At 61.7% G+C, this 22,932-nt stretch carries 30 protein-coding genes; 10 read left to right on the top strand and 20 right to left on the bottom strand.

All coding sequences use genetic code 11. The annotated features are described in order from the left end of the window. Window positions 1-15: 15 nt before the first annotated feature. The 3 genes from ccmC to HF955_RS05795 are packed head-to-tail and all read left to right on the top strand — an operon-like array spanning window position 16 to window position 1,436. A complete protein-coding gene (ccmC, locus tag HF955_RS05785; protein WP_291078633.1) occupies window positions 16-747 on the top strand; it encodes a heme ABC transporter permease CcmC in 732 nt (243 codons plus the stop codon). A gap of 3 nt (window positions 748-750) precedes the next feature. Beyond that, a complete protein-coding gene (locus HF955_RS05790) occupies window positions 751-915 on the top strand; it encodes a heme exporter protein CcmD (protein WP_291078634.1) in 165 nt (54 codons plus the stop codon). Beyond that, window positions 912-1,436: a redoxin family protein gene (locus HF955_RS05795; RefSeq protein ID WP_291078635.1), complete on the top strand. Its 525-nt coding sequence runs from the start codon at window positions 912-914 to the stop codon at window positions 1,434-1,436. Before HF955_RS05790 ends, HF955_RS05795 begins: the two co-directional genes overlap by 4 nt. A gap of 17 nt (window positions 1,437-1,453) precedes the next feature. Here the strand turns inward: HF955_RS05795 and HF955_RS05800 are convergent, their stop codons facing one another. Beyond that, window positions 1,454-2,176: a MarR family winged helix-turn-helix transcriptional regulator gene (locus HF955_RS05800; RefSeq protein ID WP_291078636.1), complete on the bottom strand. Its 723-nt coding sequence runs from the start codon at window positions 2,174-2,176 to the stop codon at window positions 1,454-1,456. 130 nt (window positions 2,177-2,306) lie between these two features. Between HF955_RS05800 and HF955_RS05805 the strand changes: the two genes are divergently transcribed. Continuing rightward, window positions 2,307-2,858 (top strand): NUDIX hydrolase, encoded by a 552-nt coding sequence (locus tag HF955_RS05805; RefSeq protein WP_291078637.1) that lies wholly within the window; start codon window positions 2,307-2,309, stop codon window positions 2,856-2,858. Here HF955_RS05805 and HF955_RS05810 read toward each other — a convergent pair. Together HF955_RS05810 and HF955_RS05815 are read right to left on the bottom strand one after the other, a co-directional pair. Further along, complete coding sequence (locus tag HF955_RS05810) at window positions 2,855-3,499, bottom strand: septation protein IspZ (RefSeq protein ID WP_291078638.1); 645 nt, start codon at window positions 3,497-3,499, stop codon at window positions 2,855-2,857. The genes HF955_RS05805 and HF955_RS05810 overlap by 4 nt on opposite strands. A gap of 113 nt (window positions 3,500-3,612) precedes the next feature. Further along, window positions 3,613-4,473 carry a DMT family transporter gene (locus HF955_RS05815; protein ID WP_291078639.1) on the bottom strand — a complete coding sequence of 287 codons (861 nt, stop codon included), beginning with the start codon at window positions 4,471-4,473 and terminating at the stop codon, window positions 3,613-3,615. Window positions 4,474-4,576: 103 nt separating this feature from the next. Here HF955_RS05815 and HF955_RS05820 point away from each other — a divergent pair, with 103 nt between their 5' ends. Then, on the top strand, window positions 4,577-6,313 hold the full coding sequence (locus HF955_RS05820; protein WP_291078640.1) for an amidohydrolase family protein: 1,737 nt from the start codon (window positions 4,577-4,579) through the stop codon (window positions 6,311-6,313). Here the strand turns inward: HF955_RS05820 and ftsY are convergent, their stop codons facing one another. The 9 genes from ftsY to HF955_RS05865 all read right to left on the bottom strand — a co-directional run bounded on the left by ftsY (window position 6,314) and on the right by HF955_RS05865 (window position 13,587). Further along, window positions 6,314-7,702, bottom strand: coding sequence for a signal recognition particle-docking protein FtsY (gene ftsY / locus HF955_RS05825; RefSeq protein ID WP_291078641.1), 1,389 nt, complete (start codon window positions 7,700-7,702; stop codon window positions 6,314-6,316). Next, window positions 7,699-8,979, bottom strand: a complete 1,281-nt coding sequence (mtaB, locus tag HF955_RS05830; protein WP_291078642.1) for a tRNA (N(6)-L-threonylcarbamoyladenosine(37)-C(2))-methylthiotransferase MtaB — start codon at window positions 8,977-8,979, stop codon at window positions 7,699-7,701. The genes ftsY and mtaB overlap by 4 nt, the downstream gene beginning before the upstream one ends. 55 nt (window positions 8,980-9,034) lie before the next feature. After that, a complete protein-coding gene (locus HF955_RS05835) occupies window positions 9,035-9,484 on the bottom strand; it encodes a DUF3617 family protein (protein WP_291078643.1) in 450 nt (149 codons plus the stop codon). 65 nt (window positions 9,485-9,549) lie between these two features. Beyond that, entirely contained in the window at window positions 9,550-10,359 is an 810-nt protein-coding gene (gene dapF / locus HF955_RS05840) for a diaminopimelate epimerase (RefSeq protein WP_291078644.1), read from the bottom strand. Window positions 10,360-10,409: 50 nt separating this feature from the next. Next, window positions 10,410-10,826, bottom strand: coding sequence for a hypothetical protein (locus HF955_RS05845; RefSeq protein WP_027839331.1), 417 nt, complete (start codon window positions 10,824-10,826; stop codon window positions 10,410-10,412). A gap of 40 nt (window positions 10,827-10,866) precedes the next feature. Beyond that, window positions 10,867-11,910, bottom strand: a complete 1,044-nt coding sequence (locus tag HF955_RS05850; RefSeq protein ID WP_367279776.1) for a MaoC family dehydratase — start codon at window positions 11,908-11,910, stop codon at window positions 10,867-10,869. Between the two features lie 47 nt (window positions 11,911-11,957). Then, entirely contained in the window at window positions 11,958-12,215 is a 258-nt protein-coding gene (locus HF955_RS05855) for a hypothetical protein (RefSeq protein ID WP_291078646.1), read from the bottom strand. Between the two features lie 88 nt (window positions 12,216-12,303). Continuing rightward, the gene (locus HF955_RS05860) at window positions 12,304-12,651 is read right to left on the bottom strand and encodes an ArsC/Spx/MgsR family protein (protein ID WP_291078647.1); all 348 of its coding nucleotides are present in this window, start codon (window positions 12,649-12,651) and stop codon (window positions 12,304-12,306) included. 54 nt (window positions 12,652-12,705) lie between these two features. Then, on the bottom strand, window positions 12,706-13,587 hold the full coding sequence (locus HF955_RS05865; protein WP_027839335.1) for a CoA ester lyase: 882 nt from the start codon (window positions 13,585-13,587) through the stop codon (window positions 12,706-12,708). Window positions 13,588-13,671: 84 nt separating this feature from the next. Between HF955_RS05865 and HF955_RS05870 the strand changes: the two genes are divergently transcribed. Genes HF955_RS05870 through HF955_RS05880 form a run of 3 tightly spaced genes read left to right on the top strand, consistent with a single transcriptional unit; the run spans window position 13,672 to window position 15,968 of the window. Next, complete coding sequence (locus tag HF955_RS05870; protein ID WP_291078648.1) at window positions 13,672-14,184, top strand: hypothetical protein; 513 nt, start codon at window positions 13,672-13,674, stop codon at window positions 14,182-14,184. Between the two features lie 38 nt (window positions 14,185-14,222). Further along, window positions 14,223-15,341, top strand: coding sequence for a serine hydrolase domain-containing protein (locus HF955_RS05875; RefSeq protein ID WP_291078649.1), 1,119 nt, complete (start codon window positions 14,223-14,225; stop codon window positions 15,339-15,341). A 3-nt stretch (window positions 15,342-15,344) separates the two neighbouring features. Next, entirely contained in the window at window positions 15,345-15,968 is a 624-nt protein-coding gene (locus tag HF955_RS05880) for a LysE family translocator (protein ID WP_291078650.1), read from the top strand. Between the two features lie 98 nt (window positions 15,969-16,066). Here HF955_RS05880 and rarD read toward each other — a convergent pair whose 3' ends face one another. Next, on the bottom strand, window positions 16,067-16,975 hold the full coding sequence (gene rarD / locus HF955_RS05885) for an EamA family transporter RarD (RefSeq protein ID WP_291078651.1): 909 nt from the start codon (window positions 16,973-16,975) through the stop codon (window positions 16,067-16,069). A gap of 60 nt (window positions 16,976-17,035) precedes the next feature. Next, window positions 17,036-18,079 carry an aspartate-semialdehyde dehydrogenase gene (locus tag HF955_RS05890; protein ID WP_291078652.1) on the bottom strand — a complete coding sequence of 348 codons (1,044 nt, stop codon included), beginning with the start codon at window positions 18,077-18,079 and terminating at the stop codon, window positions 17,036-17,038. 124 nt (window positions 18,080-18,203) lie between these two features. On the opposite strand from HF955_RS05890, the gene HF955_RS05895 reads away from it, so the two are divergent. Both HF955_RS05895 and HF955_RS05900 read left to right on the top strand, forming a co-directional pair. Then, window positions 18,204-18,575, top strand: coding sequence for a nuclear transport factor 2 family protein (locus HF955_RS05895; protein ID WP_027839342.1), 372 nt, complete (start codon window positions 18,204-18,206; stop codon window positions 18,573-18,575). Window positions 18,576-18,579: 4 nt separating this feature from the next. After that, window positions 18,580-19,380, top strand: coding sequence for a TIGR03084 family metal-binding protein (locus tag HF955_RS05900; RefSeq protein WP_291078653.1), 801 nt, complete (start codon window positions 18,580-18,582; stop codon window positions 19,378-19,380). Here the strand turns inward: HF955_RS05900 and leuB are convergent. The 6 genes from leuB to HF955_RS05930 all read right to left on the bottom strand — a co-directional run bounded on the left by leuB (window position 19,377) and on the right by HF955_RS05930 (window position 22,928). Continuing rightward, window positions 19,377-20,429, bottom strand: coding sequence for a 3-isopropylmalate dehydrogenase (gene leuB / locus HF955_RS05905; RefSeq protein ID WP_291078654.1), 1,053 nt, complete (start codon window positions 20,427-20,429; stop codon window positions 19,377-19,379). The genes HF955_RS05900 and leuB overlap by 4 nt on opposite strands. A gap of 79 nt (window positions 20,430-20,508) precedes the next feature. After that, window positions 20,509-20,781 (bottom strand): hypothetical protein, encoded by a 273-nt coding sequence (locus HF955_RS05910; RefSeq protein WP_291078655.1) that lies wholly within the window; start codon window positions 20,779-20,781, stop codon window positions 20,509-20,511. A 125-nt stretch (window positions 20,782-20,906) separates the two neighbouring features. After that, a complete protein-coding gene (locus tag HF955_RS05915) occupies window positions 20,907-21,200 on the bottom strand; it encodes a hypothetical protein (RefSeq protein ID WP_291078656.1) in 294 nt (97 codons plus the stop codon). A 60-nt stretch (window positions 21,201-21,260) separates the two neighbouring features. Then, window positions 21,261-21,449 (bottom strand): hypothetical protein, encoded by a 189-nt coding sequence (locus HF955_RS05920; RefSeq protein WP_291078657.1) that lies wholly within the window; start codon window positions 21,447-21,449, stop codon window positions 21,261-21,263. Beyond that, window positions 21,446-22,075 carry a 3-isopropylmalate dehydratase small subunit gene (gene leuD / locus HF955_RS05925; RefSeq protein WP_291078658.1) on the bottom strand — a complete coding sequence of 210 codons (630 nt, stop codon included), beginning with the start codon at window positions 22,073-22,075 and terminating at the stop codon, window positions 21,446-21,448. Before leuD ends, HF955_RS05920 begins: the two co-directional genes overlap by 4 nt. A 10-nt stretch (window positions 22,076-22,085) precedes the next feature. Next, a complete protein-coding gene (locus tag HF955_RS05930; RefSeq protein ID WP_291078659.1) occupies window positions 22,086-22,928 on the bottom strand; it encodes a VOC family protein in 843 nt (280 codons plus the stop codon). Between the last annotated feature and the right edge of the window lie 4 nt (window positions 22,929-22,932).

Genomic DNA, 22,932 nt, shown 5'->3' on the forward strand with positions numbered 1-22,932 from the left:
GGTATTCCGAACGCGATGTTTTCCTGGTTTGCCAATCCCCACCGTTTCCTGACCCTGTCCAACTGGCTGGCGCCCGTATTCTATGGGATCGCCGTCCTGCTGATCGGATGGGGCCTGTGGCAGGGCCTCTGGATCGTTCCTAAGGACGAATATCAGGGCGGCGACATCATGCGCGTGATGTTCATCCATGTGCCCGCCGCCTGGCTGGCCATGGCGAGCTATCTCGGCATGGCGGTGATGAGTTTTGTCTGGTTCATCTGGCGCCACGAAGTGGCGGACATCGCCGCGAAGGCGATAGCCCCCCTCGGCGCAACCTGGACAGCCCTCTGCCTTGCCACCGGCGCCATCTGGGGCAAGCCCACTTGGGGCACCTGGTGGCAATGGGATGATGCCCGGATGATGTCCGTCCTGTTCATGTTCTTCCTGTTCCTGGGCTACATGGCCCTGCGCGCGGCCATGGACACGCGCCAGAAAGCGGCCCGCGCGGGCGCCATCCTCGCCATGGTCGGAGCGCTGAACGTGCCGCTGATCAAGTTCTCGGTCGACCTGTTCACCTCGCTGCATCAGGACGCCAGCGTCATCACGCCGGAAGGCCCGAAAATGGCCGCTGTCTATCTCTGGCCACTGCTGATCAGCTCGCTCGGGCATTCGCTACTGTTTGCCGCCCTTGTCATGACGCTCATGCGTGCTGAAATATGGACCAGACGCGCGGCCCAGATCCGGGCCCGCCTGATGACAGGAGACTGATCCATGCTGCCAGACTTCGATTCCAACGCTGCCTTCATCTGGGCGAGCTATGCAGTCGGCCTTCTCCTGATCGGCTCCGCCATGCTTGGCGTGATGGTCAAGGCGCGTGCCGCCAAAACCCAGCTTGTGCGCATTGAAGCCCGCACGCGCGACCAGAAACGCGGATGAAAGCCTGGCTCGCGGCGATTCCGGCTGGCGGTCTGCTCGCCTTCGGCGTCATTGCGGCCATACAATTGAATGATCCGGCCAAGGGGGATTTCGAGCGTTCGCTGCGCAGTGCGCCGGACACCGTGTTCCCCAGCCTGGACGGCGACGCCTTGGCCTTTGCCCCTTCCCCGACCGGTGACCCCATTGTCGTGAACCTGTTCGCGAGCTGGTGCGCGCCGTGCGAGGCAGAGCATAAATACATCTCGCAGCTCTCCAGCGCCCATCCAGGCCAGGTATTCGGCGTGCTCTACAAGGACACGCCCGATAAGGGGCAGGAGTTTCTGGACCGGCTGGGCAATCCCTATACGCGGATCGCCCTGGATCCGGACGGACAGGGCGGACTCGACTTCGGCCTGACCGGCGTGCCGGAGACCTTTGTGATTTCAGCTGATGGCGACATCATCCAGCATGTCCAGGGTCCGCTGGATGCAGAGTCAGTCAAAAAAATAGGCGAGGCGCTTGAAAGCGCCCCGCCCACTTAAGCTCCGCGATCGGAGACTTACTTCTTTTTCGCCTTGCGGGCCGGGGCCTTTTTCGCAGGCTTGGTGGCCGTGGCCGGCTTGGCCTTGGCAGCGGCCTTGGCCTTTGCCTTCGGTGCGGCTTTCTTGGCAGGTGCCTTCTTGGCAGCCGGCTTTGCAGCAGCCTTGGCTGCCGGAGCCTTCTTGGCTGGCGCTTTCTTGGCCGGAGCCTTTTTCGCAGCCGGCTTGCGGGCCGGAGCTTTCTTGGCGGCCGGCTTCGGAGCAGCCTTGGCAGCCGGGGCTGGGGCAGCGGCTTTCGGTGCCGGAGCGGCTTCAGCCTTGTCAGCTTCGGCAACCATGTCCTTCAGACCGGCGACGAGGGCGGACTGCTTGGTTTTCGGCAGGGCGTCGAAGATCGCTGCGTCAGCCTTTTCGACAGCCGGCAGGGCTTTCTCATAGGCTTTCTTGCCCTTGGCCATCAGGGAGACGACCTTGGCGCGCTTGTCGGTTTTCGAGGCGACGCGCTTGATCAGGCCGGCGCGCTCCATGCGGGCAACCATGTCGGCCAGCGTCGAACGGTCGATGCCGGTGGCGTTGACCAGGTCGGACTGGCTAACGCCATCATTGCCCGACAGGGCTGCCAGGACGGAGAACTGGCGCAGGGTGATGCCGGCGGCGGTCAGCGCAGCGGCGGATTCGTTGGCAGCGATCTGCTGGGCACGGTGCAGCAGGTGGCTGGGCGAAGTGTTCAGATTATATGCCATGGTAGGGTCTACCTTTCTGTGTTCATTTAGGCGTTGGGCGCAATGGAAAATCCGGTTACTGGTCTGTTAAGTATCCGACCCGTGTGCGGATCAACATCTACCCCAATATACTGCAGAGACTTAAGCTTCGATGACGGATCAATTATCAAATGGTTTCTTTTCGCAAGATTTCAAACTGAAAATACCCGATGGAGACGACCGAATACGCCGTGTTTGCTCACATTGCCAGTTCGTGGACTACATAAATCCGCGAATAATTGCAGCTGCGGTTGCGACAAAAGGGCCCAAAATACTGCTCTGCAAGCGTGCGATTGCTCCGCGTAAGGGATTCTGGACCCTTCCGGCAGGCTTCATGGAGGAAGGTGAAACCGTCGAAGAAGCCGCCATGAGGGAAGCCCGGGAAGAAGCAAACGCCGATATTCGCATCGACCGCATGCTGGCCGTATACTCCGTTCCGCGTATATCGCAGGTCCAGATCATGTTCCGGGCCGAGCTCGTTTCGGATATTTCCCCGGGCCCGGAAAGCCTCGAGGTCGGCCTGTTCGAGTGGAAAGACATACCGTGGTCGAATCTTGCCTTTCCGACCGTGGTGTGGGGGCTGACCCATTTTGCCCAGACGCGCGAACAGGACGCCTTTGCCCCCTTCACCAATCCCCCGGGCACGGAGGCCCTGACGCGCTAGGCGGTGTCGCCCTGTTCGGGCTGGCGCATATGTTTCAGCGTATACGGCGTGTTGGCGAGTGCGAACAGAACCCCGATCACGATATTGCCGAGCTTCCAGTTCGCCCAGGTCGCTTCGGAGAAGTTCCGCCACAGGAATTCGTTCCAGACCGCCATGGCAACAAAATACAGTCCCCAACGAATGGCCAGTGTTCTCCAGGCATGGTCCGGCAGATTGAACACGGTGTGAAACAACATCTTCCAGATGTTGCGTCCGACAGCCAGACCACCAAAGATGACGCCGGCATACAGCAGATTGATGATGGTCGGCTTGATGAACAGGAATAGTTTCGACTGAAAGACGATGCCAGCGGTGCCAAACGCACCGATGAGAACTGACGATACGATCAGGAAGGGCGGAATCCGCTCGCGGCGGAACAGCTTCTGCGCAACCACGAACAGGGTGGCGACAATCAGAACGCCTGTGGCCCAGTAAAGCGCCGTATCCCTGGTAAACAGACCGTCGCCTTCGGGAAAGCGCAGCATCACGTTGTAGATACCGATGAAGGCCAGTGTCGGGCCCAGCTCTGTCCAGATGCTGCCGGCTTTTGCCGTCGCATCGCTGAGCTCTGCCTGGTTTTCCGTGGTCTGCGTCTCTGTCATGTGCTCTCTACGTTTGGGCCGTCGCGCCGGATCGATATCGGCCTGCAGGGCCTCTCTGACAATAGCGGGCCTAACAAATCACCAACAGTTCGTATTTGATCTGCGGTTTTGCATCAGGCACCAGCCTGCATGAGCAAGAGTCCGCTTGCCAGAGCGGTAGCGGCGACAATCCGTCTGTATCCGAATCCTTCTTTCAGGAAGATCGCGCCCAGTGCCGCCGCGAAGACAACGGACGTCTCACGGAGCGCCGTCACAATGGCGGCATCCGTCAGCGTGTAGGCATAGATGGCAAGCCCGTATGAGACAGTGCCAAGCACGCCGCCTGCCACGCCGCCCTTCCACTGGCGGGCCAGGGCGGAACGGATCCGGCCACGGCGCTGGGAGAGCGTCACCACTGTCACACCGATCCAGTCGAGCAGGAACAACCATACGACGAACGTCATCGGATCCGGCATGGCCCGCGCGGCCCGCGTGTCGGCCACAGCGTACAATCCGACCCCGAGCGCCGTCAGCAAGGCCCAGATCAGCGCGCTGCGGTCCAGTCGCCGCGCCGAGGCTGTCTGACCGGTCGGCAGCGCGAAGACAATAATTGCCAGGCTGGCCAGAAGCAGTCCGGCCGACTGCACCCAAGTCAGATATTCGCCGAGCACGAACACAGCCGCTGCGGCGGTCACGAGAGGCGCCAGGCCACGCATTACCGGAAAGACGAGTGACAGGTCGCCGCGATGCAGCGCCCGTACGAGACAGAACTGGTAGAACCAGTGCACCACGACCGAAACTAGGATCAGTGACCAGGTCTCTACCGGCGGCAAGGGCACGAAGGGCGCGAAGGGCAGCACACTCAGGCCCATGACAATTGCCACAGCCATTCGGGCGGTCAGCACATCGCCGCCGCGCTTCACGAACATGTTGGTGGCTGCAACGGTCACGGCGGAGATCAGGCACAGCACGACCGGGAGGAGAGTGTCGGACATGGCGCGGACCTATGCCCGCATTGCTGACGCGTGGGAAGGATTTGACTCTTGATCCGTCGCGGGTCTGACTCGCGCAAAACAAGAAAACCGGAGGAAACCGACAATGACCCATGACCTTGTGATCCGGGGCGGCACGATCATCGATGGCTCGGGAAACCCCGGATTTGAAGGCGATATCGCCGTTTCCAATGGCATGATCATGGAGGTCGGCCGGATCCCCGGCCGCGGCATCGAGGAAATCGACGCCCGCGGACAGATTGTCACGCCCGGCTTTGTCGATATCCATACGCATTATGACGGCCAGGCGACCTGGACCGGCGCGATCAGCCCGTCCACGCTGCATGGGGTCACCAGCGTTGTCATGGGCAATTGCGGCGTGGGGTTCGCGCCTTGCCGGCCCGAAGACCATGACCGCCTCATTCGGCTCATGGAAGGTGTCGAGGACATCCCCTTCCCCGTTCTCGCGGAAGGCCTGCCCTGGAACTGGGAGAGCTTCCCGGACTATCTGGACAGCCTGTCTGCGTCCGAGTTCGATGCTGACATTTGCGCACAATTGCCCCACGCCGCGCTGCGTGTCTTCGTGATGGGCGAACGCGGTGCCAATCGGGACCCTGCCACGCCGGACGATATCCAGCGCATGCGGGCCCTGGCCACCGAAGCCATCCGCGCGGGCGCCATCGGCTTTTCCACGTCCCGCACACTGAACCATCGCACGAGTGACGGCCAACCCACACCGACCCTGACCGCAGGCGAGGATGAACTGACCGGGATAGCGCTGGGCGTGGCAGACGCCGGACGCGGCGTCCTGCAATTCGTGTCGGATTTTGACGATCCCGAAAAGGAAGCGGCGATGCTGCGCCGGATCGTCGAGGCGAGCGGACGTCCGCTGTCGGTGTCACTTGCGCAGGCGGATGTCGCGCCGGATGGCTGGCGGCGCCTGCTTGGCGCCATTGAAGCTGCGGCAGATGAAGGCTTGCCGATGCGGGCGCAGGTCGCACCGCGCCCTGTCGGGGTGCTGCTCGGTTTCGAGCTTACCCTCAATCCCTTCAGCGCCCACCCGGTCTATCGGGACATCTCACACCTGCCTTTCGAAGACCGCATCGCCCGCCTGCGCACGGAAGATTTCCGCAAGCGCCTGCTCGCCGACGCGCCCGACACGGACAATCCGTTTCTCAAGGTCATGCTGCGCAGTTTCGGAAAGATCTTCCAGCTCGACGCGCCCGTGAATTATGAGCCCACAGCAGACTGTACGCTGGAGGCCATCGCTGCCCGGCGTGGCGTGTCGCCCGAAGAGGCCGCACTGGACCTGATGCTCGAACGCGACGGACGGGGCATGCTCTACCTGCCCTTCCTGAACTATGCGAGTGGGTCGCTCGATCCGTCACATGACATGATGCTCAGCCCGGCAACACTGCCCGGCCTGTCGGATGGCGGCGCACATGTCGGCATGATCTGTGACGGGTCCTTCACCACCACCATGCTGACCCATTGGGTACGTGACCGCACGCGCGGCCCGCGCATTCCGGTTGAACATATCGTGCAGCGCCAGGCGCGCGCGACCGCAGAATGGATCGGCCTGCACGATCGCGGCCTGATTGCGCCGGGCTATCGGGCGGACCTCAATGTGATCGATCTGGCAAACCTGACATTGCACCTGCCGGAAGTGGCCTATGACCTTCCTGCGGGAGGCCGCCGCCTGATGCAGAAGGCATCCGGCTACACGGCAACGATCCTTAAGGGACAGATCACCCATCGCGATGGCGACCCGACCGGCGCCCGGCCTGGTCGTCTGGTCCGGGCTCCGCAACACCCCGGCCTGTCCGCCATGGCGGCCGAGTGATCAGTCCTGAAGACCCACCAATGCCTTCGAGAAGGCTTCTGCGCTGAATGGGCGAAGGTCTTCTGCCTTCTCGCCGATGCCGATGAAATGGATCGGCAAATCATGCGCCTCGGCGATGGCCACCAGCACACCGCCCTTCGCGGTGCCGTCCAGCTTGGTCATCACGATGCCGGTTACGCCGGCAGTATTCTTGAACGCCTCGACCTGTGACAGCGCGTTCTGGCCGACCGTGGCGTCGAGCACGAGGATGACGTCATGGGGCGCGCTCGGGTCGAGCTTCCGCACGACCCGAACGACCTTTTCCAGCTCGGCCATCAGCTCTGCCTTGTTCTGCAGCCGTCCGGCCGTGTCCACCAGAACCAGGTCCAGATCATCCGCCTTCGCCTGTTCGATGGCTTCATAGACGAGGCCGGCCGCATCGGCGCCGGTCGGTTTCGACATCACCGGAATGCCGGCCCGTTCGCCCCAGACCGTCAACTGTTCGATGGCGGCCGCGCGGAACGTATCGCCCGCCACCAGCAGCGCCCTGGCCCCCTGCTCGGTCAGCTTCGAGGCGATCTTGCCGATGGTCGTCGTCTTCCCGGACCCGTTCACGCCGACAAACAGCACGATGCGCGGCCGTGGGCCTTCGGAGAAATCCACAATCTGTTCGCGCGGCTTCAGGACGTCCGTGATCTCGTCCGCCAATGCCGCGCGGATCTCGTCTTCCGTGATCTCCTTGTCAAAACGCTCCCGCGCAAGGTTGCCGGTCACCCGCATCGCCACTTTTGCACCGAGATCGGAGGAAATCAGAAGATCTTCCAGTTCCTCCAGCGTCTCATCGTCCAGCTTCCGGCGCCCGAACACAGACAATCCCGAAGTCAGCCGGGAGGACGACCGGGACAGACCCGATCCCAGCTTCGCCATGAAGCCGGGATCATTCGCTTCGGCCTCCATGGCGGCGCGCGCCGCCGCTTCGCGTTCCGCCCGCAGGCGCTCGGCTTCCCGGCGCTCTTCCAGCAATTTGAGTTCGGCAGCGGCCCTGGCCTGCGCCGCCTCGCGCTCCTCCTTCGCCTTGCGGGCACGCTCGGCCTGTTCGGCCAGCCGCCGGGCTTCGGCCTCGTCCGCACGGGCCTGCGCAGCGGCGCGCGCTTCCTCGGCCTTGCGCGCTTCGTCTTCGAGGCGTGCTGCCTCTTCTGCCGCAGCGGCCGCCTCACGCGCCTGGCGCTCTTCCCAGGCCTTGTTGGCTTCAGCGACCTTGCGTTCGATCTCCGCCTGTTCTGCTGCCTTGCGGGCGGCTTCCGCCTCCTGCGCAGCCAGTTCCTCCGCCGACAGTTCCGGCGCCTGCATCGCAGCGCCGGCCTCTTTCAGTTCCTGTTCTTTTTTCTTTTTTCCGAACCAAAGGATCATGCGGTCAGGGCTCCGATCAGCTGTTTTCCGTCTTGCCGGACTATACGGGCACGCACCGGGCGTCCAGCGTCACCGGGGTCACGCTCGAACCGGACAGGCGTGAAGTCCGGCAGGCGCGCGGACCGGCCACGCTCCACCAGCGCTTCCACGATCCGGCCTTCATAATTTGTCAGGTGGCGCGCGAGGGCCGCCTCGCCCACTTCGCGCAGGCGCGCCGCACGCGCCCTGACCACCGCCTTGTCCAGTTGGGGCATTCGTGCCGCTGGCGTTCCGGGACGCGGTGAATACGGAAACACATGCAGGAAGGACAGGCCGCATTCCTCCACCAGCCGGACGGAATTCTCGAAATGCGCCTCTGTTTCAGTCGGGAACCCGGCAATGATATCCGCCCCGAACGCCATGTCGGGACGCACGGCGCGCAACCGGTCCGTCAGCGCGATGGCCTCGGCCCTCGAATGACGGCGCTTCATGCGTTTCAGGATCAAATTATCCCCATGCTGAAGGGACAGGTGCATGAAGGGTGCAAGGCGCGGATCGGCCATTGTTTCCATGAGGGCATCATCGATCTCGATCGCGTCAATCGACGAGATACGCAGCTGCTTCAGATCCGGCACGAGCTTCAGGATGCGCTGGACCAGATTGCCCAATTGGGGCGTGCCCGGCAGATCGGCGCCCCAGCTGGTCAGATCCACACCGGTCAGGACCACCTCATAATGCCCGGTTTCAACAAGGCGGCGGACCTGGCTGACCACTTCGCCCGCAGGGACGGACCGGGAATTTCCCCGCCCATAGGGGATGATGCAGAACGTGCACCGATGATCGCAGCCATTCTGGACCTGAACATAGGCCCGGGCCCGGCCTTCCATGCCGTCGATCAGGTGCGCGGCGGTCTCCTGCACCGACATGATGTCATTGACCCGCACTTTCTCATGCCCGCCCAGCAGGTCAGCCGGACGCCAGGTGTCGGCCTGCATCTTTTCATGATTGCCGATCACGCGGGTGACTTCCGGCATTTTCGCGAACATGTCCGGATCGATCTGCGCAGCGCAGCCGGTTACGAGGATCGGCGCTTCCGGATTGTCCCTCGCGGCCCGGCGGATCGTCTGGCGCGCGCTGCGCATGGCTTCCGCCGTCACCGCGCAGGTATTGATGATCACGGCATCGGTCAGCCCCGCTTCAGCCGCATGTCCGCGCATCACTTCGGATTCGTAGCTGTTGAGACGGCATCCGAGCGTGATGACCTGTGGGGCCGCAGGAGGGTGGGTCGGGTCTGACATGATCAATCCGCCACATCGCGCCGAATTGACGGCAGTTCAAGGCCTGCTGTGCGCCCTAGCCTGCGCAGGCGCCCGTTTTGTGTCCGCTGAACAGGCCGGTCACCTTGATCGACATGCCCGGCAAGTCGCCCTCGATGATCAATGTGCCCTGAAGCTGGTCGCGGTCCGGGGTCACCACGATCACGGCCTCGCCCGTCAGGGGAATCCCCTCCATGTCGCAGGCCATTTCCAGGCTCAGGAAGTCGCCGGTGCTGACCGAGTCGGTCACATCACAATTGTCGATGCCGAGCGTGTTCACGTCCAGCTTCGTGTCCTCATCCGTGGCCCAGCATTCCTCGCTGAAATCATATTCCGGGTCGATGTCCTGGCGCTCGCCTCCGACCTGCAGCTCCGTTACCATGGACATGGCGGTTTCCCATTGGCCCTTGTTGACCGTTGGCATGTCCTGCGCCGACGCGACGCCCGCCAGAGTCAGGGACAAGAGTCCGATGGTCAGATGTTTCATGGCGCGGTCCCCCGAATCCAGACTGGTTGTGAACCGTCGGGATACCAGTTTTCCGGGGGCGTGTCTCAGATTTCGGTTTCGAATTCGAGTTCGACCGGTCCGGTCATGTAGACACGGTCGTCGCTTTCGCGCCAATCGATGATCAACTCGCCCCCATCGAGGATGAGACGGGCCTTGCGCTCGGTCAGTTTTGCCCGGGCGGCGCAAACCAGTGCCGCGCAGGCGCCCGTGCCGCAGGCTTTTGTCAGGCCGGCGCCGCGTTCCCAGACGCGCAGGCGAATGGTCTGCCGGTCGATGACCTGCGCAAAGCCAACATTCACGCCCTCGGGAAAGGTCGGGTGCCATTCCACCAACGGGCCCAGCGCCGGAATGTCATAATCATCGATATTCCTGACGAAGAACACGGCGTGCGGATTGCCCATCGAGACCACGGCCGGCCGGGCCAGCCATGGATTGTCGATCGGACCGATCTTCACATCAACGCCGCGCACATCCATTTTTTCAGACAGGGGAATGTCCTCCCACCCCATCAGGGGCGAGCCCATATCTACGGTGATCAGGCCATCTTCTGCGGAAAACGCCTTCAGCACGTCCGCCTCGGTCTGGATGGTCACACGGTCCTTGCCGGTTTCGGCGAGCAACAGCTTGCCGACACAGCGCGAGGCATTGCCACAGGCAGATACTTCGCTGCCGTCCGCATTCCAGATGCGCATGAACACGTCGCGCGCCACATCGCGCTCCAGTGCGATCACCTGATCGGCTTTCAAATCGTCTGCAATCTGGCGCACCTGGTCAGCGCTCGGCGCAAACGGCGTCGACCGGGCGTCGAAAATGGCAAACGCGTTGCCGGCCCCATTCATCTTCCAGACTTTCATAGGCTGCCCTTAGAATGTTTCCCGGGTTCGGAAAAGCAGAACTTGGCCGATCATTTGGGAAGCCCGAATGACACGATCCAGCCCGACACCTGAATGACCAGCGCCGTGATCAGGGCGCCCCCGACGAGCGGGTGAGAGACGAAGACGGCCAGAGCCACCACAGCCAGGCAGGCATAATCCACCAGATCACTCGACATCAGCCAGCCGGCCGGCTGACGCGCACGGCGCACGTCGAACAGGGTCACGCTGCGCCAGACCCGGCCCATATCAGGCGGTCCGAAGGTTTCCTGCAGCCGTTTCGGATCCCGGATCCCGGTCATTTCGGACAAATCCGCCACCGTGGCCGCACCCAGCGCCACATTGCGCTTGCGGGCCGAGGTGCCGATCAGGCTGACAATCGCTGACAGCACCACCGCAAGCGCGATAGCGAACAGCGTGAAATCATCGAAAGGCCCATACCCGCTCATGCGGTGTCATATAGGGAAGCGCCGGCAAAACGGAAGCGCTCTAGCGCTTGCGCGGAATGGCGGCCCAGTAATCGAAGTCCAGCAATACGCCCTCGGCGTATTTTCCATCCTCGCCCTTGTAGGCGAAGGCCCCCGGATCCTGATCCTTCACCGCCACCAGCCGCAGGCGCAATGCGCCGACCGTGTCCGACAGCTCAGCCGTTTCCAGCACCTCGCTCCAGGCATAGATCGTGTCGCCCGCAAACAGCGGGCTCGCATGGGTGCCGGCATTGATGGCCAGCATATGCCCCGCATTGGCCAGGCCATTGAAGGCCAGCGAGCGCGCGATGGAGATGACGACTCCACCATAGATGAGCCGCTTTCCGAACCGGCTGGATTTTTGTCCGTGCGCGTCAAAGTGCACTTTGGCGGTATTCTGATAGAGGCGCGTCGCAATCTGGTGTTCCGCCTCTTCGACCGTCATGCCGTCGACGTGGTTGATCTTCTCACCAACGGCATAGTCCTCGAACATGTACGCGCTGCCGGACAGGGCCGTGTCCCATGATGCCATCGGCGTGAAGCCTGCGAGTTCGTCGCCCGGCACGCTTTTCGGCAGGTCCGGAATGACGGCATCGGGGGCCGGCGCACCGGCATCGCGCTTGTTGACCATCACCCAGCGCACAAAGGACATGACGTCCTCGCCGCGCTGATTGGTACCACGCGTGCGCACCCACACGACGCCGGTCTTGCCGTTGGAGTTCTCCTTTACCCCGATCACCTCCGAGACGGTGTTCAGCGTGTCGCCCGGCAGGACGGCCTGCGAGAATCGGCCATCCGCATAACCCAGATTGGCCACGGCATTCAGCGACACATCCGGCACCGACTTGCCGAACACGACATGAAAGGCGTGCAGCGGATCGACCGGCAGTCCCGGATATCCGGCCGCCCTGGCGAATTCGGCAGAGGAATACTGGACGAACCGTCCCCCGGTCAGGGCGCGGTAAAGGGCGATGTCGCCCTCTGTCAGGGTTTGGGGCGTTGCATGCACCAGCGGCATGCCAACGAAAAAATCTTCGAAGAAGTGGCCGGGATTGGATTTCGATATGCTGGTCATATGCCCCTCAGGTCAAAAAGGGGCAGATTTCCCCGCCATCAGGCTTGAAGCCGCCCCGGATACAGATCAGCCAGCACCTGAGCGTCACTGGCACCGGAAATCAAGGCCGGTGAGACGAAGGGCAGCAGGAACAGGGCAATGATAGCGGTCGCAAGGACCCCTGCCATCAATTGCTGCTCCCGGTTTTCGGAAAACTCGTCGAGCATGCGCGGACCGGCCAGCATGTACGGCACGCCGAACGTACAGAAGGCGGAAAAGGCGATCATCAGCGCCGCGAGAGCCAGGAACAGTATCATGCCCCCAGCCTTGCCATACAGATGTTGAGGCTTCGCGTGGGAGATCGATCAAATTTGATCGATTTCCCACGCAGACCGCTATCCCTGGTCAGGTCAGGTCCAGCATGGCCTCGATCGGGCGCCCGAGAACCGCCTTCCGGCCCTTGATCAGGATCGGGCGCTGGATGATTTTCGGATTGGCTGCCATCGCCACGAAGATCTCGTCATCGGTCGAATTGGCATCAATGCCGACATCCGCGGCGTTCTTGTCGCGCAGGAAGGCCCGCGGCGAGGCGGCGCCCAGCTTGCGGGCAATCTCCTTCACCTCGTCCAGGCTGAGCTGCTCGGAGGCATTCATGTATTTGCGCACCTGCGGCTCGATGCCGTTTTCCTGCAGCAGGGCCAGCCCCTTGCGGGAAGTGCTGCACCCGGAATGGTGGAGTAGAATATAGCTCATGATACATCCTGAAATCTGATCGTTTACCCTGACAATGCCCGTCGCCGGGCCGGATCAGGCCTCGAAGGCCCGGATTGCCTCATCCATGGAGACCGTGCGGCGGGCTTCATCAAGGTGAAGCAGTTCGGTCATCTTGCCATTCACCTTCAGCACGCCCTTGCCGGCGTTTTCCGGGTCTGCAAAGGCGGCGATTACGGCCTGCGCATGTTCCACATCATGCGGGCTGGGTGCGAAGACCCGGTTCGCTGTTTCCAGCTGGGACGGGTGGATCAGTGTCTTGCCGTCAAAGCCGAGATCGCGCCCCTGTTCACATTCATCGATCAGGCCCTGCTCGTCCTTGATGTCGTTGAACACGCCATCGATCGCCGTGATGCCATAGGCCCGTGCGGCAATGATGGTCATCTGCAGGGCCGTCTGGAAAGCCAGCCGGTCGGGTGTCATGCGCGCACGATATTCCTTCGCCAGGTCATTTGTGCCCATCACGAAAGTGGTCAGACGCGTGCGACCCACCGCTTCGGCAATGTCCTGAATGTTCAAAATGGCCTTGGGCATCTCGATCATGACCCACAGGCCCATTTCGGCCGGAGCCCCTGCCCGGCTCATCGCATCATTCAGCCGGTCAATGTCGCTGCCATCGATCACCTTTGGCGCCAGCAGGGCATCAGCGCCCGCCTCCACGGCCATTTTCAGGTCAGCCTGCCCCCATTCGGTGTCGAGCCCGTTCATCCGCACCACAATCTCGCGCGGACCGTACCCCCCGCCGGTCACCGCGGCCCGGATGGTTTCGCGCGCCGTGTCCTTCGCATCCGGCGCTACGGCATCCTCGAGATCCATGAGCACCGTATCGGCCGGCAGCGACTTTGCCTTCTCGAGCGCCCGTTCATTGGCACCTGGCATGTAGAGGCAGGAACGACGGGGACGATGGGTGTGAGACATGTGGAACAACTCCTTGACCTGGCGGGACCAAATGGAATGGATTGGGACGATAAGGAACGCCCTTCAACCCACTGGAATGGCCCCATGATGTTTCGACTGCTCTTACTGGCCCAAATCCTGCTGCTTTGCGAGCCTGCCTTTGCGAAACCCATCAGCCTAGTTGAATTCCGCGACGAGTTCGCAAGCCGCGAATTCCGCTCCATCCGGATCGCCTATATCGAAACCCATCCCACAATGATGGCCGCTATCGGAGATCAGGGGTTCGAGGCCGTGATGCGAGAATGTTCCGACATTGACGGCACCTGCCAGGCTGCCCGGTTCACAGCGTGTCGCGAACTGTCGCAATATTCCCGGCTGGAAGTGCTGGACCTTGCCAATCGCATGAATGCCGGTTTCGACACCGGGACCTCCTATGCGAAGGAGGGTCATAATCCGGCCATCTGCGTGCGGCTGCACGTATCCTTCCGGGGAGATGATGATTTCGGTCTCCGTCAGATTTTCGAATGGCAGCAGGCCCTTGAAGAATTCAATGAGTCCGTTGACGCCGATATCGACAGCCGGATTGCCGCGGACATGCGGACGCTGGTTCAACCCTGACCCTTGTCGGCCCACCGGGGATGTGCCACCGAGCAGGCATGACCGACACACATGACGAAAGCTGGCCACTGGCCGGGCATGCCGCCCCGGAATTCGACCCTGTCCGCAAAGTCTTCGAAGAGAATTTCCAAAGTGGCCAGGAGCTGGGGGCCGGCTTCGCCGTCATCAAGGATGGCCAGACCGTCGTGAGCCTCACCGGCGGCTGGGCCGACCGGAAGAAGGAACGCCCCTGGACCGACACGACACTGGTGCCCGTCTATTCCACCACCAAAGGCATCGCCGCCCTTGTTCTGGCGCATCTGGTGGAGCGGCTTCCGGCAGGATATGAAACACCGGTATCGGATATCTGGCCCGAATTTGCGGCCCATGGCAAAGGCGCGATCACCATTGCAGAGGTCGCGAGCCATCAGGCGGGCCTGCCGGGATTTGCCGACGAGATCGACCCGGAATTGTGGCTGGACCCGCCTGCCTGCGCCGCCGCTCTGGCCGAGCTTGCGCCCATGTGGACGCCTGGAAGTGCACATGGGTACCATCCTCTGAGCTGGGGCTATCTGGTCGGTGAGATCGCCCGCCGCATCAGTGGCGAAACGCTGGGCACCAGCCTGCGCGCCCTGTTCCCCGACATTGATTTCATGATCGGCACCCCAGCCAGCGAACATGATCGCTGCGCAGATATCCAGCGGCCCCGCGCCCTGGCTGACCTGGGCGAGATCACCCCGCCGAGGCGGGCCGCCTTTGTCAGCAAATGGTCTGCCCCCAATCGCGGCGGCGCTATCTGGCGCGAAATCGAAATTCCGTCCGCCAACGGGCATGGCACCGCGCTGTCGGTGGCGCAACTCTATGAAACCTACACACGCGGCGGCGGGGAAATTGTCTCATCCCAGGCCTTCGAGACGCTGAGCGCCGACCTTACCCACGGACCGGACCTGGTGCTCCCCATGGTCACCGCTTTCGGTGCCGGGATCATGCACAACACACATGGCCTGTTCGGACCCGAACCAGCAACGCTTGGCCATTGCGGGTGGGGTGGCTCCATGGCGATTGCCGATCAGCACAACCAGCTGACCTGCGCTTATGTCATGAACCGGCAGTCAAACATCCTGGTGGGCGATCCACGCGCCGTGCGGCTGGTTGAAGCCGTGTATGATTGCCTCTGACACATGCTGGATCATGTCGACTGGGCAGCATTCCTGATCGCCATGGCTGCCGTAGAACTCACACCGGGCCCGAACATGGGGTGGCTCGCCGCGCTGTCGGCGCAACGGGGGCGCCGCGCCGGTATGCTGGCCGTTTGCGGCATCGCGCTTGGTCTCTTCGCCCAATTGATTGCGGCCGCCACGGGTCTCTCTGCCCTTCTGTCCGAACTGCCCATCCTGTACGAAACCCTGCGCTGGGCCGGCGTCGCCTTCATGGTGTTTCTTGCCTACGAGGCCTGGCACGATACCGGTACGCCTTCCCCGCTCAATCGCAACAATGCCGAGGGGTTCTGGCGCGGGCTGGTGGCGAATCTGCTGAATCCGAAAGCCCTGGTCTTTTATCTGGTCGTGGTCGGACAGTTTGCGTCGCCCATGGCGGGTCCGCTCTGGCAGCAGATTGTTGCGCTGGGCATCCTTCATGTCGCCCTGGCCACCGTGATCCACACCTTTATTGTGCTGCTCGGCGCGCGGTTGGGCAGCACGCTTGAAGCCTATCGGACAGCGCCGGCCATGCGGGCAAGCTTCGCCCTCATGATGCTCGGCATCGCCATCTGGATCGCAGTGTCCACAGGGCGACCCACGACCTGACTGGCATGCGCCTTGCGTAGCCCCGGACGGAGGCAACTCCATTCATGCAAATAATCCTTGCTCCGGCTGCCTGCCCCTTGGCGCCGGAGCCTTTCTTTTCAGCCAAGCCGCGCCGCGCGCGCCAGTCTCCGTGCCTTGGCTTCCCCCATCACACTGTCCACAGTGAACACGGCAAGCGCTGTCCAGATACAGGCAAAGGCCGCCGCATGGGTCCAGCCGAACACTTCCCGGAAGACCAGAATGGCGATCAGGAACTGGAGGGTCGGCCCGACATATTGCATCATGCCGATGGTGGAGAGCTTCAGGCGGCGGGCAGACAGCGCGAAAAGGATCAGGGGCACAGAGGTGATCGGTCCGGCGGCCATCAGCAACGCAATGTCCCAGCCGCCATCGCCGAAGAGATTCGTGCCGGGCTGCCCTGCGGCCCAGACCAGCCAACCCAGAGCCAGCGGGGCCAACAGAAGCACCTCCATCAGAAAGCCTGCGCGGCTGTCAATGGCTACCTGTTTCCGGATCAGCGAATAGCAGGCAAAGGTCATGCACAGGAACAGCGCCACCCAGGGCACACGCCCGAACGCAATGGTCATGATGGCAACGCCGATGGCAGCGATGGCCACCGCGCCCCACTGGGCAGGCCGCAGACGTTCCGAGAAGAAGATCATCCCGAAGATCACATTGACCAACGGGTTGATGTAATAGCCGAGCGACGCCTCCATCGTACGGCCGGCATTCACCGCCCAGATGTAACAGCCCCAGTTCGCGCCGATCAGCAGGCCGGACACGATCAGCCATTTCAGCTTGTCCCAGTTCAGCGCGGCGCGCACGTCCCGCCAGTTCGCCGCGAGGCCGATGAAGATCAGCGCGGTCGGAACCGACCACACCACACGGTGCGCCAGCAGGTCCACCGCATCAATGTGCTGCATCAACCGGATGTAGAGCGGCAGGCTCCCCCAGATGCAATAGGCTGCGAGGCCCGCGAAAAAGCCGAGACGTGTTTCAGCGTTCATGGCTCAGCGCCTAGCACCGAGCCATGAGACATTGCCACCCAAATATTGCTGCAGGCCGTGTCAGCCTGAAACGACGGGTTGCTTTTCCGGTTTCAGGACACCGCGGTTCAGAAGCTCTTCGGCGATCTGGACCGCATTGAGAGCGGCGCCCTTGCGGAGATTGTCGGACACGCACCAGAACGCCAGGCCGTGCTCGACCGTGGGGTCTACCCGCACGCGCGAGATATAGGTCGCCCACTCGCCCACACATTCCTTCGGCGTGATGTAGAGTTCTTCTTCCGGATCATCGACCAGCATGATGCCCGGGCTCTCGCGCAGAAGCTCCTTGGCCTGCTTGGCGCTCATCGGACCGGCCAGTTCAACATTCACCGCTTCAGAGTGGCCGACAAACACCGGAACCCGCACACATGTCGCCGTCAGCTCGATGGACGGGTCGAGAATCTTCTTGGTCTCGACGCGCATTTTCCACTCTTCCTTGGTGAAGCCGTCATCCATGAAGACATCAATCTGCGGGATCACGTTGAACGCGATTTCCTTCTGGAAGACTTCCGGAGTCGGTTCGTCATTCACGAACACACCGCGCGTCTGGTTCCACAACTCGTCCATGGCGTCCTTGCCGGCACCGGAAACGGACTGATAGGTGGAGCAGACAACGCGCGTAATGCCCACGGCATCGTGCAGGGGCTTCAGCGCCACCACCAGCTGCGCCGTGGAGCAGTTCGGATTGGCGATGATCATCTTCTTCTTGTAGTCCATCACCGCTTCGCCATTGCACTCCGGCACGACCAGCGGGACGTCCGGGTCCATGCGCCAGGCGGAGGAATTGTCGATCGTGATCGCGCCGGCCTTGGCGATCTTCGGCGCCCACTCCTTTGCGGTGGAGCCCCCGGCCGACATCAGAACCAGGTCAACCCGCGTGAAGTCGAAGCTCTCAATATCATGGCATTTCAGGGTACGGTCGCCATAAGACACTTCCTTGCCAATGGACCGGCGGGACGCCACCGCAAACACCTCATCGGCTGGGAACATGCGTTCCTCCAGAATGTTCAGAAGTTCGCGCCCGACATTTCCGGTTGCACCAACAACTGCGATCCGAGTGGCCATGATATTCAAGCTCCTGCAAAATGAACCGGGCTTATGGCGCATCTTGGCGCCTTGTTAAAGCCTGTTGCCAATCTGTCGCTGCTAAGGCAGACCGAATCATGGACCAGACAGGGAGCCGCGCATCGTGCTTGAGGATGTCATCAATCGATACTTGGCCTGCTACAATGCGCGCGACATTGACGGCATGCTCGATTGTGTGACCCAGGATGTCGTATTTGAAAACATCTCCAATACCGGCCAATCCATGCGGCTGGACGGCAAGGACATGATGCGTCAGGTGGCCGAACTGTCCGGAAACGCCTTCTCGTATCGCCGGCAAAGGCTGGTCAATATTGTCAGCGGCGGCGGCAAGGCCGCTGCGGAAATCGAATTCGAGGGCAAGGCAGCCGTCGATCTGCCCAATGGCGTAAAATCTGGCGAAACCGTCAAGGTGCGCGGCGCAAGCTTTTTCGAGTTCCGGGACGATCTGCTGTGCCGGATCGCGGATTACAGCTAGGCGAATGCAGCAGGCGAACGACTTTCTGGAAGAAACGCGCGCACTGGCGGACGTGATCGCGCCGCTCTCAGATGAAGACTACCTTCAGAAAACGGCGTTCAAGGCCTGGACCATCGACATGGTGCTGCGCCATTTGCATTTCTGGAACATGGCGGCGCTCCTTTCCGTCACGGATGAATTTGCGTTCGACACGCTCGTCATGGGCCTGACGGATGCATTGCGTGCCGGTTCCCTGCCCGATCACGAGAAAGCCTATCTGGATGGCCTGTCCGGCCGGGCGCTGCGCGACGCCTGGCTGATCAAGGCTGGCGAGACAGCAGACGTTTTTGCGGGTATTGATCCGTCCCGCAGGCTGAAATGGGTTGGCCCGAGCATGAGTGCGCGCTCATCCATCACGGCCCGCCTGATGGAAACCTGGGCGCACGGTCAGGAGGTCTACGACCAGCTCGGCTCTGTTCGCTTGAACAAGGACCGGATCCGGAACATCGTCGTGCTGGGCGTGAACACCTATGGCTGGACGTTTTCGAACCGGAAACAGCCGGTGCCGGAACCAATGCCTTACCTGGTACTGACATCGCCCTCGGGTGAAATCTGGACCTATGGGGAAGACCAGGCCGACAATCGAATCGAAGGGGCCGCCGAGGAATTCTGCCAGGTGGTCACACAGGTTCGGAATGTAGCGGACACCCGGCTCACCGTTCTGGGCGCGAATGCCACGTCCTGGATGGAGCAGGCCCAATGTTTCGCCGGCCCGCCGCAACCGCCTCCGGCACCGGGCACGCGCCGTATCCGCGAGCGCTTCTAGAGTTCCGCGACGATCGCGTCCGTCATCTGGCTGGTGGAAAGACCGCCACCAAGATCCCGGGTGCGGGCCCCCTTCTCGAGCGCCTTGCCGACGGCAGCGAACAACGCGTCAGCCACTTTCTCACGGCCCAGAGACCAGCGCAGGGCCATTTCCAGCGACAGAATGGCTGCACACGGATTGGCTACACCCTGCCCGGCAATGTCCGGCGCCGAACCGTGCACCGGTTCATACAGGCCAGGCGTGCCTTCCGCGCCCAGAGACGCCGATGGCAGCATCCCAATCGAACCTGTCAGCATGGCCGCTGCGTCGGACAGGATGTCTCCAAAAAGATTGTCAGCCAGGATCACGTCGAACTGTTTCGGCGCGCGCACCAGTTCCATCGCGCACGCATCTGCGTACATATGGCTGAGATCAACACCGGCGCCCAGTTCAGCATGTGCCAAGGTGACTTCCTGTCGCCAGAACAGGCCGGATTCCATGACATTGGACTTCTCGACCGAACAGACCCGTCCGGACCGGCCCCGGGCAATATCGAACGCAACGCGGGTAACGCGCTCGATCTCGGGATGGGTATAGATCGCCGTGTCGTACCCCCGGCGCAAACCACCCTTCTCATCAATGCCCCGCGGTGTTCCAAAATAGACGCCACCTGTCAGCTCCCGGACAATCATGATGTCCAGACCTTCGACGAACTCCGGCTTCAGGCTGGACGCGCTGACCAGCGCCGGGAAGCAGAAGGCGGGACGGAGATTGGCGAAGACATCCAGCCCCTTGCGCAATGCCAGCAGACCTGCTTCCGGCCGCTTGTCCCGCGCCGCGTCCGTCCATTTCGGGCCGCCAACTGCGCCCAGCAGGACAGCATCGGATTTGCGCGCCTGCTCCAGCGTGTCGTCGGTCAGCGGAGTGCCGTGCGCGTCAAACGAGGCGCCCCCGACAAGACCGGTCTCGAGGTGCAGGTCCGGTACAAGGACGTCCACGAGACGCCGGACTTCTGCAATGACTTCCGGTCCGATGCCATCTCCGGGCAACAGCAAGAGGGTCTGTTTCACAGGGGGCACTCCACTTAATTCTGGTGGTATCTGGTATTGCGACGTCTAGTACCGAAACGGCCTAAATGCCGCAAGCAGGCTACATTCGGGGATCACGGCCCGAAGGTGTGTAGCGGCTGTCGATCTTTTCCTTGAACTCTTTTGCCTGTTCCTTGTTGCGCTCGTCAATTTCTGCCCACGTAGCCTTGTTGTTGCAAATGCGCTTCGGCAGCATCGACCCAAATTCCTTGATGGAGCGGCACTCCTTCTTCGCACCCTCTTCCAGCGACATTTCCGTACTGGCGGGCGTACTTGTACAGGCTGAAACCGAAAACAGCATTCCGGCGATAATGGCAGGCATAGCCAGCTTCATGAGAAACTCCAAGGCAGGGGGAAAGGTGCTGGAAAACAGGTACGCTGGCTAACAGCCGGGCGCAACGGGTTAGATGGCCTGGCCCTTGCGTCAGATCGGCTCAGAGTGTCTGAAGCACAAGATTTTCATTGTCGGGGACGCGTGGGGATCGAGACCTCCTTGGGTGGAATGGGCAAGTACCGGTCATTCACAGCACGATCAAAATTTTCTGCCTGCTCCTTGTTGCGGGCTTCAATTGCGGCCCAAGTTGCCTTGTTATTGCACACACGCTTCGGAAGGATTGTCCCGGATTGCTGAACATTCCTGCATTCGATCCTGGCCCCCTCTTCAAGGGTCATTTCCTGTCCAGGATGAGAACTTGCACAGGCCGCGCATATGGCAACCAATGCAATGCCGGAGGCGATCACGGACAAACGCATCACTCTGTCTCCTGCGATATTCGCAATATCAGGATATCACGTCCCAACTTTTGAGGGAAATCAATCGCCCGGCAAGCTGGAGGCCACACCACGTGTGGCGTCTGCGGCCGGATCAGGTGCCGATTGGTCAGATTCGTCTTCCGGCAGGGTTATGTCGACTTCCGGCTCGAGGCCGAACGGGTCGGTGTGGCAGGCAGGCAGGCTGCCGAGTGTCGCCATCACCACAACAAGGACGGCATGCCGTCTCATGCGGATGTTTCCAGCCATGGCATCGAAACCCGGCGCCGGGCTTCGAACGCATCGATGTCTCCTTCGGCCATCATGGAAGTGCCGATCTCGTCCAGTCCCGCCATCAGGTTTGCCTTGCGGCCGGCATCCACGTCGAACTCGAAAACCTCGCCATCCGGCGCAGTCACGGTCTGCGAAGCCAGATCCACCATGAACACATGATTGCTGCCACCGGCCTGCTCGGCCAGTTTCTGGCAGGCATCGACCGGAAGTCTTACGGGAAGAATGCCGTTCTTGTAGCAATTGTTGTGGAAGATGTCGGCAAAGCTGGGCGCGATCACGCAGGTAATGCCCTGGTCCAGAAGCGCCCAGGGCGCATGCTCGCGCGAGGATCCGCACCCGAAATTCTCGCCGGCAATCAGAATGCTCGCCTTGGCATATTCCGGCCGGTTCAGCACGAAATCAGGGTTTGGAGAGCCATCGGAGCGCGTTTTCAGCTCGTGGAACAAACCTTTTGAAAGTCCGGTCCGTTCGGTGGTCTTCAGGAATTGCTTCGGAATGATCATGTCGGTGTCGACATTCGACATCGGCTTGCCCTTCTCCAGAAGGGGCGCAGCGGTTCCGGTGAGTTGCGTGAAGGCTTTCATGAAGCGTGTCCTAGCGTGAAGAATGCGCGATGAACAGGGTCGGCACGCCCAGCGTGCCATCGCGCACGGTAAAGACGGTAGAGCCTGGCTTGCGGCCCGTGCGCTGTTCGGAAACATCGAAGCCCGCTTCGGTCAGGCGCGCATGGGCGGCTGCAAGATCATCGACCTCCCAGGTCAGGCCCCAGATCGTATCGTGGGCAGAGGGATCATGGGTTTCGTCAAGCCGGTGGATTACTTCGAAGGTCAGGCCGCCGGTCCGGAAGAACAGGAAACGCGTTTTCCATTCCTCACGGGTCCGGTCGAGCGCAAGGTCCAATCCCAACCGCGCGCCATAAAGGCCGAGCGCCCTGTCCGGGTTTGGCGTGTTGATGACAATATGGTCGAGAGATTTGGCGCTGGCTGCTGGCGCATCAGCCAAAGGCAATGATGCCTCCGGACTGACAATGAATGTCTTCACGCCAGCCGTCTGAACATCCGAACACCGAAATCGCGACCATTTCCGTGTTTTTCCGTCGATTTCGCTCGTGCTCGCGCCTTCCACCACCTCCTCCGGCATCAGGCCACGGCGCGTCAGCTTGTGATGGGCCGTGGCAATATCGTCAGTGCCGAAGGCAAGGCTCTTCAGGCCCGGCCCCTCATCCGTGATGATCTCGCGGAGGCGGTCGGCGACGGCCCCTTCGCCATCCGGCGCCATCAATTCCAGAGACGTATTGTGCAGGCGAAACAGCGATGTTGCGGCCCCTCCGGAGGATGCGCGCCAGTCTGCCGGACGTCCAAGCAGGCGCTCGTAAATGGCTGTGCCCGTCGCGATGTCGGGACAGATCAACACGAAATGGTCGAGACCGGTGATCATATGC

The organism is Hyphomonas sp. (assembly GCF_017792385.1).
Taxonomy (GTDB): Bacteria; Pseudomonadota; Alphaproteobacteria; order Caulobacterales; family Hyphomonadaceae; genus Hyphomonas.